Raw genomic sequence first — 10,774 nt, forward strand, 5'->3', positions numbered from 1 at the left:
ACACCGCCGCCGACTCCGGCACCCCACCCTCAACCAACGCCGCAACCGCCCCCACCACCCGCTCCACCAACACCCACGACGGAACCGCATCACCAGCACCGACCCGATCATGATCCCGGGTCGGACAACCAGCGGGATCGTCTTCCCCGACTGGACTGGAATCTGCGACCGGGGCGCCATCTCCGGCGGAAGAGGTGCTGCCAGCGCGGGCGCCCCCACCTCCGGCAGGCACATCCCCACCAGACCCCGAATTTCCGGCCCAGGCCAGGCCATGCAGCGGGTCGCACACTGGCACGCAGCTCGGCCCAGGCGGAGGCTCGCTCGCATCCCCATCGCTCCGCCGGCCGGGAACCGGCGGCCACCCGCCTCCACCGGGCACACCAGTGGGGGCATCGGACGGGACCTCGGTGGGTGTGCGGGCGGACCGCTGGAGGGCGTCGACACGCCGCGCGGCGGACCCCTCGGACGACCACATCGACGCACGCTCCATCAAATCCGTCCACCACTGCGGACCCAACGACGGCGGCGGTGCATCACCGGACCCGAAAAGCTCCATCACACACCCTCAATCGAAAACATGTGCTAATTATCGCATGCGCAAAGTGATCGAACAACTCCAAGCTGTGATCACAGTTGCCGGTTCGGCGGCCAAAGCGCACCGGCAGCGGGCGAGTTCGTGTGCAGCATGAGTCGCCTGTAGCAGGCCGAGCCCGCCGTTCTGCACAAGTCGACGAACTCAGGCTTGCCCGCTTGAGGAGGCCGTCCTTCCCCTGAGCGGGGATCGACGCGTCCGCCACCGCTGCGCAGCTGGAGGCCGGTCTGCCCGGCTCAGCCGTGACCACCTGACGTTCGCCGACCAGGTAGCGAACCGTTCGCCGACATACGGGACGTCCGACGTAGAGCCGGTCCGACGGGGCGCGAACGCGGCCGGTCGTCGATGTGCAGGAGGTCCGATGAGGCGCGCACGCGGCCCGGCGTCGTGGGTCGCCGGTTGTCCGGTCGGTCCCGCGCCGTAGAGGCGCTGACGCGAGGCCTTTCCGTCGCAGCGTGTCGATTCCGTGAGCGCATAGTTATCCGTTGGAAGATCGACGGACGACCGGGCACGTGTCTTCATTGAGGCATCTGTCGCTGAAGCGAGGTGCGTGTGACCTGTCGGACCTCGATAGCCTGGCTCGCCCATCCAGTCACGGCGGCCGGGGTGGCCGTGCTGCTCGTCAACGACCATGTGCTCAAACGCCTGTGGCCGGGCCCGGTCACAGGCAAGCTGAGCGATCTCGCCGGGATGCTGGTCGCGCCGCCGCTGCTCACACTGCTCGCGTGGATCCTCCTGGAAGGCGCCACGGGGCGCGGGGTGCCGTCCCCGCGCCCGCTGGAGGGCGGCGCCCCGGATCCGGTCGAGCGGCGGGTCGCCGTGGCGGCGATCGCGCTCACGGGAGCGCTGTTCACGCTCATGAAGACGACAGCGGCCGGGGCAGAGGCGGCGGCCCGCATGTGGGGCGTGTTCACGCCCGGCTCCCGGGTGGTCGCCGACCCCACCGACCTGATCGCGCTTCCGGTCCTGGCAATCGCCTTGCTGACATGGGGCAGGGCCGCTCGCCGTCCCGTCAGGACCTCGACGGCACGGCGCGTCCGTGTCCTGGTCGTCGTCCCCGCCGCCGTCTTCGCGGTCGCCGCCACCAGCGCGTATCCGCGTAGCCCGGCCGCCCTGTCCGTGGAGGTGCGGGACGCGGCGATCATCGTGGACATCGACGGACCGGCAGACATCAAGGATCGGCGTCTGGCCACGACCGACGAGGGCCGGTCCTGGCACCGATGGACGAGTCCGTCCCTCAACGCTCCCATGGCGAGCGGATGCGTGCCAGGTGACCCCCGGCGCTGTTACCGGATCTCTCCGGGGCGGCTCGGCGTCGAGCAGTCGACGGACGGGGGTACGGCGTGGAGCACGGCCTGGGAGATTTCCCCGGGAAGGCAGGTATGGCTCGACCGCGGTTATGACGGCCAGGACGAGACGATCAAGGCCGGCCGGGCGGTGTCGCGGGCCCTCGTCGTGCTCACCGTGCCCGGGGGGCATGTCGTGGCGGTCGCGAACGGCACCGACGGCGTTGTCATCCGCGACACGTCGGGACGGTGGCGGCGCCTGGGCTTGACCGGTGACCAGAGCGCTTTCGCGGAAGAGGCCGCCGCCCCGGTCTCCGCCATGGGAGACCTGATCGAGCGCGAGATGTGGATCGCGCTGCTCGCCGCGTTCACTGTGCTCCTTGTAGGCCTTGCGCTCGGCGGAGCCGTGCAGGCGTCGCCCGTCGCCTTCCCCGTCTGCGGCGCTCTGCTGTGGCTGGGGGCGCTCATGATCACGACCAGCGCCGGGACGGCGGCGTTGTTCACGGGGCCGGCGGGATTCGTGCTTCTCATCTGCGGCGCCATCGGCGTGATGATCACTTGGTCCGCGGCCGGAGCCAAGGTCCGGGGTGGCGGGCTCGCGTTCGCGTCAGCCGCCCTCGTCTTCGCCGCCATCTACCTGCCTTTCCTGGGATGGAGCGCGGGGTGGCCGGACGCCCACGGCACCGCCTCCGCAGCGGGCCTATGGCTCTCGGCCGCAGTGCTGGTGGCGAGCGCCGGCCAGGCCGTACGGTCCCGGCGGAGGAGGCGGGCCGCTCGCACGGGCAAAGAGCGGGAAAAAGCTCTGTCCGGGCGGAAGACGGCATGATTCGGTCACCCCGTCGCCTATCGGAGGCGTGACCGTCGGCTCAGGCGCCCGGCCGCCGCCGATCGTGCCCGCCGCGATGCGTAACGGTGCCTTTGCCGCGAGGAGGGCCCGGATCGAGGCCGGCGTGACGGAACGGCGTCTGTCGGCTGTGGCCTGGTCATTTGCCCGAGATCGGGTATCGCGGCGATGGGTACCTCTCCTCGTGGGGGGATCGCCATGAAGAAGATCGTCGCTGTCGCCACGCTCGCCGCGATGACCACGCTGGGCATGGTCGCCGCCGGTAACGACGGTCAGGCGCGGACCGGCCCGTACGCGGGAGAGCCCGGCCCGTGGCAGAACCCGGCCTTCGGCGGGCAGCCGAAGCCGACGGAGCAACCTGAGCAGACTGAACAGTCTGAGCAGCCCGGACAGCCCGGAGAGCCTGAGCAGTCTCAGGGAGAGCCTGAGCAGTCTCAGGGGCAGGCGCAGCCTGAGCCGAAGGAGCAGCCGGGCGGGCCGACCCTGCGTACGGCGCGGCAGGAGGTCAGCCGGGACCAGTTCGAGATCCTCATGGGGCAGTGCCGCTACGCCGACACCGAGGACGCGCGGTGCCAGTGCCGTGCCGACGTGCGGGAGCGGTACAGCGTGGGAGAGCACAACCCGTTCCTCGACTGCCGCACCTATTCGAGCGTCTCGGTGTGCGGCAATCTCAACCTCAGTCCGCGTGAGCAGGCCTGCGTCCGGGAGGCGGTCAACGGCGGCCTGACCGCGCGCCGTGCCGAGGTGGAGTGCTACGCGTTCCGCTGATCACGCCTGATCGGCATCGCGAGGGCTCCGCGGGCATGGCGATCATCGGAAACGGTTCGGGCGCCGACGTTTCGGTCGATCCCCAACATGGAGTGATCTACCCTTCGGGGGTGGACGCCAACAGTCAGGGCGCCGCCGATCTCCTGCGAGCCCTTATGCGTACGGCGGCGCGATTCAGCGAGATGGGCCGATCCCTGTCTCAGGACTACTTCCCCCATGTCCGCTCCATGCCCGTCTCCGACCTGGCCGGTCGTGCCGTACGGCTGGGCGCCGAGGTGGCGCTCCCCGGGCACGAGCTCGTCTTCGAGATGAACGTCGCCGTGGGCGACGGGGAGTTCACCGTCAGGGGCGATCTGGTGCTGGACGGCGAGGAGACCTATCTCGACCTCCCCTTGGTCACGACGGCCGACGCCGGGCTGCTCGCCGAGCTGCTCGACCGCTACGCCGAGGAGCTCACCACGCCCGCCCGGTGGCATGTCGGCAGGCTGATGGAGGCGTGCGGGTCCGACACCTGAGCCTCCCGCCGCGGGCTCAGCGGTTCACAGCGCCTGAAGACCCTGGAGCACCTCGCGGAGGAGCCGCTCCTCGGGAAGCTGCGCGACGGTCGCCGGTGGCCGGGCCGTGATCAGGCCCTGGTCGCGCAGGTCGCTCAGCAGGATCCGCACGACGTTGAGCGACAGGCCCATGTCGGAGGCGAGGTCCGCCACCGAGGCGGCGGACCCGCACAGCTCCAGGATCCGCACGTGCTCGGGGGTGAGCCCGGCCGTTCGCTCGTACGCCGAGGGGGTGGTCTTGACGATGGTCATCAGGTCGAACTCGGGACCCGTCGGACGGGTCCGCCCCCGGGTGAGGGTGTAGGGGCGCAGCAGCGGGCCGAACTCCTGCTCGCTCACGACTCCTCCTGTGCGCGCTGCCAGCCGGCCTGGAACGACGAGTACACGTCACGACGCTCCTCGCGGAGCTGCGGCGCCAGGCTCGACTGCCGGACGCGTTTGGGCAGTGTGTCCTCCGCCGCCGGAGGGCCGGAGGGGGAGGTCAGCGCGAGCGCGGGCGCCGAGACGGGCGCCGGCGGCGCGAGCCGATCGGCGGTGAAGGGCCGGGCCGTGGCGTCGACCACCAGCTCCTTCGGGATGAGGACGACCGCGCTGGTCCCGCCGTACGGCGAGGGCCGCAGCGATACGCGGACACCGTGCCGCCTGGCCAGCAGTCCGACGACGAACAGCCCGAGCCTGTCGCTGTCGGCCAGGTCGAACTCCGGCGGGTTGGCGAGCCGCTCGTTGAGGTGGGTCATCTCCTCCGGGGAGATGCCCAGCCCGCGGTCCTCCACCTCCAGGGCGAAGCCGCGCGCGACCGCCTCGCCCCGCACGTGGACCTGGTTGTTCGGCGGCGAGAAGATCGCGGCGTTCTCGATCAGCTCCGCGAGCAGGTGGACGAGGTCGGTGACGGAGCTGCCGACGAGCGCGGGGCCCTGCGGCACCGTGATCGCGACCCGCAGGTAGTCCTCGACCTCCTCGACCGCGGCGCGGACCACGTCGTACAGGCTGACCGGGTTGCGCCAGCCGCGCCCGGGGGCGGAGCCGGACAAGATGATCAGGCCTTCGGCGTGGCGGCGCATGCGAGTGGTCAGGTGGTCGACGCCGAACAGCCGCTCCAGCAGCTCCGGGTCGGTGATCTCCTGTTCGAGCCCGTCGAGCAGGGAGAGCTGGCGCTGGAGCAGCGACTGGCTGCGCCGCGCCAGGTTGAGGAAGGCGTTGTTGACGCCCTTGCGCAGCTTTGCCTGGCCGACCGCGGCCTCGACGGCGGTGCGCTGCACCGAGGTGAACGCGTTGCCGACGCTCTCCACCTCCACCGTCTCGGCCTGTTCGACCAGCGGCGGGGTCTCCGCCGCCACGTCGACGTCCTCGCCGCGCCGCAGGCGGTCGACGACGCCGGGAAGCCGCCGGTCGGCGAGCTCCAAGGCCGCCTCGTGCAGGCCGCCAAGCTCGGAGGTGAGCTTGCGGGCGAACCGGAAGGAGATGAACCCGGTCGCGAGCACCGCGATAAGGCCGAGCAGTCCGGCTGCGGCGATGCGGAACAGCACGGTCTGCGCCAGCGGAAGCGCCCGGGCGGCCAGCGTCCTGCTGGCCACGGCGCCGTCGTCGCCGAGCTCCTGGACCAGCGCCTCCCCCGTCGTCGGCCAGGCGAGGGCGTCCGACGGCAGGGGCTTGCCGGGCGTGACGCGGCTGAAGACGTCGTCTTCCATGGCGACGAACGAGGTGTAGAGCGGTGAGATGTTCAGCGCGGCGAACGGCTTGCTCAGCTCGGCGTCGAGCGGGCCGGTGCCCAGCTGGTAGAGCTGGCGGCGCTTGGCGACCAGGCCGGCGAACACGTCCCGGTCGGACTGCGTCATCCGCCCGGCGGAGAACGCCCCGGTGATCAGCGCCGACTGCTGGCTGGCGATCTCGCGGCTGCGGTCGATCAGGATGACGGCCTTCGTCTGCTCGACGAGGTCGAGGTCCGGGGAGATCATCAACCGGTCGTAGGCCTGGAAGCCGATCTCCGTGAGGGCGCTGTACTCCTCCACCGCGTCGGGCCGGGACAGGCTGCGGTCGTCGACCTGGCCGCGTAGGCCGCTGAGCCGGTGGACCCGGCTGAGCAGCTCCTGCACCCGGTCCCACATGGCCGGCGGCGTCTGGCTCCTGGCGTCCTGCGACAGCCGCTCCAGGGTGGCGGCGGCGGCGTCGGTCCTCCGGCGTTGGGTGTCGAGGTCGCTGCGGAGCCCGATGGCCGTGCTGAGGTAGTGGACCGACACGAACCGCTCGTGCTGAAGCTCCGCGATCACGCCTCGGACGGGGACCACGACGTTGTCGTAGACCGCCTGGATCCTCAGCAGCTCCAAACCCCGCTCAATTGTGACGGCCGCGAGGAACCCCCAGATGACAACCAGCGCCGTCACCGGCACGAGCAGGATCGTGAAAATCTTGTAGCGAATGGACCGTTTCCGACCAGCCATGGGACCCGCCCGTCGGTTACACCTGTGTTAATAGTGGCGAAACCATAGCAATGCGTGAGTGATGCTACCAGGGATAGTCCTAAACCCGTTATATAAGACGTCACTAATTGGCGGGGCTTGTCGCGTTCCACCAGGTAGACGGCTTGCCACATGTGTCTGGTTGTCAGACAATCAGACCATGGTGCAGATGCCCGGACCGCTCGCCGTCGTCGCGGCCGCCGTCCTGTGGGGTACGGCCGGCACCGCCGGAACGCTGGCGGACGCCGATCCCGTCTCCCTGGCCGCCGCCCGGCTCGTGCTCGGCGGGGCCGTGCTGGCGGCCCTGGGTCTGGCTCCGGCCGCTCGCAGAGGAGCCGCTCGCAGAGGAACGCCCCGCGGAGAAGCCGCCCGCCGAGACGCCGCCCGCGGAGGAGCCGCTCCCCAAGGAGCCGCCCCCCGAGGAGCCGCGGGCTCGCGAGCCGCAAGGGGCCGTCTCGCGAAGGGCGGCGTGGTGGCGCTGGTCCTGGGAGCGGTTGCCGTGGCCGCCTACCAGCTGTGCTTCTTCGCGGCCGTCGGCAGGACGGGGGTGGCCGTCGGCACCGTCGTGGCGATCGGCAGCGGGCCGGTTTTCACGGGGATGCTGTCGTGGCTCATCGACCGCAGGCCGCCGAGCCGCCGCTGGACCCTCGCGACGGCCGTCGCCATCGCCGGCTCCGCCGTACTGATAACAGGAGGGCAGGCGGGCGGCACCGACGCCGTGGGCGTCGCCCTGGCCCTGCTCGGCGGGCTGCTGTACGCCTTCTACGCCGTGGTCGCGTCCCGTGCCATCAGCGGGGGATCGGAGCCCGCCGTCGTCATGGGCGCCCTGTTCGGCGGCGCGGCGGTGATCATGCTGCCGGTGCTCGTCGCCACCGGCCCCGGCTGGCTGGCGCAGCCCCGCGGCCTGCTCACCACGCTCTATCTGGGCTGCGCGGCCACCGCCCTCGCCTACCTGCTGTACGGCCGGGGGTTGCGGACCACCCCGGTGGCCACGGCGGCGACGCTCGCGCTGGCCGAGCCCGCGGTCGCCGCGCTGCTCGGCCTCGTCGTCCTGCGCGAGCACCTTTCCGCGCTCTCGTGGGCGGGCCTGGCGTTGCTGGCGGTGAGCCTGGCCGCGGTGGCCCGCCCGGGCAAGGAGGCGCCCTCCGGCTTGCCGGAACGCGCCCCCGCGCGTCTGGGCTCGGCGTCGTGACCGCCCTGCGGCCCGTCTCCACCGTCGAGGCGCTCGCCGCCGCGCTGCGCGAGCGGGTGCTGTCCGGGGACATCGAGCCGGGGAGCACGCTGCCGGAGCAGGAGCTGTCCGCCAGGTACGGCGTCGCCCGGCCGACGGTCCGGGAGGCGCTGGCGCTGCTCGTCCATGAGGGTCTGCTGCGGCGCGAGCGCAACCGCAGCGCCCACGTGCCGCGCCTCACGCCGGCCGACCTCGCCGACCTCATGTACGTGCGGGGGCCGCTGGAGGAGCTGATGGCCGGGGCGCTCAACGGACGCCGAGTCCCGTCGGCCGAGGCGGCGTTCGCCCGCCTGGCGGCCCTGCCGTCCGAGGCCCCCTGGGCCGCCGTCGTCGCCGGGCACATGGCGCTGCACGAGGCGCTCGTCGCCGCCGTCGGGAGCCCCCGCCTGGTGCGCCTGTACGGTTCACTGGCCGCCGAGACCAGACTGGGACTCGTGGGCCTGCGGCACGCCTACGCCGAGCGTCACGAGCTGGCCGCCGAGCACCGGGAACTGCTGCGCGTCATCGCCGAGGGGACCCCGGAGGCCGCCCGCCGCGCCGTACGGGACCATCTGCGGTGGCGGGACCGCTGAGCCGTTCGGCGCCCGGGTCACGGCGACGCCTTGCCGTGAGCGCCTCCCAGTCGTCACAATCGCGCCCATGCACGGCAACCGAGTGCCGGACTCATATGTGTACGTCACCGAAGAGGGCGTGACGCGCCACTACGCCGACGGCAGCGTCGAGGCCCTCGCGTGGGAGGACGTCGTCGAGGTGAGGGTCGGCGGGCAGACGCCCCACGACGAGCCCTCCGACGAGCCCGGCGACGTTCTCATAGTCCTGCTCGACCGTGACGGCGAGGGGTGCGTCGTCCCGCGTTCGGCGACCGACGCGAGCTTCCTGGCACGGCTGAGATACCTCCCGGACTTCGACCTCGACCGGCTCAGCACGGCGGTCGACCGCGCCGCCGACGACGGGTACGTCGTCGTGTGGCGCAGCCCCGATCCGCCTTCGCCCCTGCCGGACCTCGAATACGACTGAGACCGATACGACTGAGACCGATACGACTGAGGCGCCGTCAGTCCCCGTGCCTGCCCGCGCCCGATCGGAAACGCTCGACGCCGGCGAGGTGGCCCGCCCTGAGAGAGGCCACGCCGTACCGGAACTCGGCGGCGAGCGCCTCGTCCTCGGGCCTGCCCTCCTGTTCCAGCACGGACATGCGGTCTCCGCGCAGGCACTCCTGCGGCAGCGCCGCCAGCGTGCGCGCGAGCTCCTGCGCTGCCTGCCGGGCGGTGCCCGGGGCGACCACGCGCGTGACGAGCCCCATCTCCAGCGCCTCGGCCGCGGGCACGGCCCTGCCCGTCAGGATGAGGTCGAGGGCGCGGCCGGTGCCGACGAGCCGGGGCAGCCGCACCGTGCCGCCGTCGATGAGCGGCACACCCCACCGCCGGCAGAACACGCCGAACGTCGCGTCCTCGGCGGCCACCCGCAGATCGCACCAGAGCGCGAGCTCCAGGCCCCCGGCGACCGCGTAGCCCTCCACGGCCGCGATCACCGGCTTCGACAGGCGCAGTCGCGTGGGCCCCATCGGGCCGTCGCCGTCCGGCTGGACCCGGTTGCCCCGCTCCCCGCCCACCGCGTGCAGGTCGGCGCCGGAGCAGAACGTGCCGCCCGCGCCCCACAGCACGGCGACCGAGGCGTTCTCGTCGGCGTCGAACGCGCGGAACGCCTCGGCGAGGGCGTGGGCCGTCTCCCCGTCGACGGCGTTGCGTACCTCGGGGCGATCGAGGATCACGGTCGTGACCGGGCCGTCCCGGTCGATGCGTACGGACATGTCCAGAATCTAGTTCCGCGGCGGCGGCGCCGGGGTCACCTGACGAGGGAGATGTCGTGCTGTCCTCCCCGGTCGGCGAGGTAGCGGTCGAGCGTGTCGGTCCTGATCGCCGTGGCCAGCTCGGCTGTCGCGGCGTCGTCCAGCAGGACCACGCTCGACCCGTGGACGGTGGGGGTGCCCGCGACGGGGAGTGTGGTGGCCAGCAGGTCACCGCCCCGGACGTCGCGAAGCTCCAGGGCGAGGCTTCGCAGTGTGCCCATGCTGACGCCCGAGTCGACGGTCATCGAGCTCGTGAGCGCCTGGAGGAAGCCGTCCAGCGCGATGGGGTTGGTCAGCGTCCCCCCGCTAATCGCCTTTTCGGCCATGGCGCGGAGAAATGCCTGCTGGCGTTTGATGCGGTCGAAATCGCCGCCCGGCAGGCCGTAGCGCTGGCGCACGAAAAGCAGCGCCCGCTCGCCTTCGAGATGGACCCTTCCCTGCGGCCAGGTCACGTTGTTGGCGGGGTCGTGTGCCTCCCGTGTTACGTAGAGGTCAACGCCGCCTAAAGCTTTGCTCATCGCGACGAAGCCATTGAAGTCAAGCGCCGCGAAATGGTCGATGCGTACCTTCAACAGCTTTTCGACGGTGTTCACGAGTAGCCGAGGGCCACCGTACGCGTACGCAGCGTTGATCTTGTCCCTGCCGTGGCCGGTGATCGTAACATACGAGTCCCGCGGGACGGCGACGAGGAAGATCCGCTTACGGTCGGCGGGGATGTGCGCGATCATGATGCTGTCGGACCTCTGGTGGCCGCCCTCGCCGGGCCGCCTGTCCGCTCCGACGATGAGCCAGTTCCGCGCCTCGCCGGCCACCTTGGCGGGCCTGTCCCACTCGGCGGGGAAGACCTCCCGCACGCGCCGGATGTTGTTGTCGTACACGTACTGGCGCTGCATGACCACGGCGAACAACGCCGCGAGCGGGAGCAGCAGGACGAGCGACACGATGATCGGCACCCGGCGCCGCCGGGCCCCTCGCGCGGCCGGGGTGGGGGTGGATGACGGCTCCGAAGTGCTCACGTGAGGGGTCCAATGGTCGCTTCCGTTGTATGACGCTGTATGCCGCCGTATGCCGCGAAAAGTAATAGACAAGGCGGGCCGACCGTAAGTCGCACTTTCGGCGACCGCCTCCCGTGAGAATTCGGACCCGTCGCCGACCACTCTGTCCAGTACAACAAACGTCCAGATGTGGACGTGT

General features: G+C 71.3%; 10 protein-coding genes. 6 read left to right on the forward strand and 4 right to left on the reverse strand.

Going from position 1 to position 10,774, the window contains the following annotated elements; translation table 11 throughout:
* Positions 1-1,144 precede the first annotated feature (1,144 nt).
* The 3 genes from AB0B72_RS38185 to AB0B72_RS38195 all read left to right on the forward strand — a co-directional run bounded on the left by AB0B72_RS38185 (position 1,145) and on the right by AB0B72_RS38195 (position 4,005).
* Positions 1,145-2,704, forward strand: coding sequence for a hypothetical protein (locus AB0B72_RS38185; protein WP_367744498.1), 1,560 nt, complete (start codon positions 1,145-1,147; stop codon positions 2,702-2,704).
* Positions 2,705-2,920: 216 nt separating this feature from the next.
* On the forward strand, positions 2,921-3,490 hold the full coding sequence (locus tag AB0B72_RS38190; protein WP_367744499.1) for a hypothetical protein: 570 nt from the start codon (positions 2,921-2,923) through the stop codon (positions 3,488-3,490).
* Between the two features lie 110 nt (positions 3,491-3,600).
* Positions 3,601-4,005 carry a hypothetical protein gene (locus AB0B72_RS38195; RefSeq protein WP_367744500.1) on the forward strand — a complete coding sequence of 135 codons (405 nt, stop codon included), beginning with the start codon at positions 3,601-3,603 and terminating at the stop codon, positions 4,003-4,005.
* A gap of 24 nt (positions 4,006-4,029) precedes the next feature.
* Here AB0B72_RS38195 and AB0B72_RS38200 read toward each other — a convergent pair whose 3' ends face one another.
* Positions 4,030-4,383 carry a DUF742 domain-containing protein gene (locus AB0B72_RS38200; RefSeq protein WP_367744501.1) on the reverse strand — a complete coding sequence of 118 codons (354 nt, stop codon included), beginning with the start codon at positions 4,381-4,383 and terminating at the stop codon, positions 4,030-4,032.
* Positions 4,380-6,482, reverse strand: coding sequence for a nitrate- and nitrite sensing domain-containing protein (locus tag AB0B72_RS38205; protein ID WP_367744503.1), 2,103 nt, complete (start codon positions 6,480-6,482; stop codon positions 4,380-4,382). Before AB0B72_RS38205 ends, AB0B72_RS38200 begins: the two co-directional genes overlap by 4 nt.
* Before the next feature lie 178 nt (positions 6,483-6,660).
* Here AB0B72_RS38205 and AB0B72_RS38210 point away from each other — a divergent pair, with 178 nt between their 5' ends.
* The 3 genes from AB0B72_RS38210 to AB0B72_RS38220 all read left to right on the forward strand — a co-directional run bounded on the left by AB0B72_RS38210 (position 6,661) and on the right by AB0B72_RS38220 (position 8,748).
* Positions 6,661-7,692, forward strand: coding sequence for an EamA family transporter (locus tag AB0B72_RS38210; protein ID WP_367744504.1), 1,032 nt, complete (start codon positions 6,661-6,663; stop codon positions 7,690-7,692).
* The gene (locus AB0B72_RS38215; protein WP_367744506.1) at positions 7,689-8,303 is read left to right on the forward strand and encodes a GntR family transcriptional regulator; all 615 of its coding nucleotides are present in this window, start codon (positions 7,689-7,691) and stop codon (positions 8,301-8,303) included. The genes AB0B72_RS38210 and AB0B72_RS38215 overlap by 4 nt, the downstream gene beginning before the upstream one ends.
* 67 nt (positions 8,304-8,370) lie before the next feature.
* The gene (locus tag AB0B72_RS38220; protein WP_367744508.1) at positions 8,371-8,748 is read left to right on the forward strand and encodes a hypothetical protein; all 378 of its coding nucleotides are present in this window, start codon (positions 8,371-8,373) and stop codon (positions 8,746-8,748) included.
* 37 nt (positions 8,749-8,785) lie between these two features.
* Here AB0B72_RS38220 and AB0B72_RS38225 read toward each other — a convergent pair whose 3' ends face one another.
* Together AB0B72_RS38225 and AB0B72_RS38230 are read right to left on the reverse strand one after the other, a co-directional pair.
* Positions 8,786-9,541 (reverse strand): crotonase/enoyl-CoA hydratase family protein, encoded by a 756-nt coding sequence (locus AB0B72_RS38225; protein ID WP_367744509.1) that lies wholly within the window; start codon positions 9,539-9,541, stop codon positions 8,786-8,788.
* Between the two features lie 35 nt (positions 9,542-9,576).
* Positions 9,577-10,596 (reverse strand): LCP family protein, encoded by a 1,020-nt coding sequence (locus tag AB0B72_RS38230; RefSeq protein WP_367744510.1) that lies wholly within the window; start codon positions 10,594-10,596, stop codon positions 9,577-9,579.
* Between the last annotated feature and the right edge of the window lie 178 nt (positions 10,597-10,774).

The sequence above is a fragment of the Microbispora sp. NPDC049125 genome (assembly GCF_040802045.1).
Classification (GTDB): domain Bacteria; phylum Actinomycetota; class Actinomycetes; order Streptosporangiales; family Streptosporangiaceae; genus Microbispora.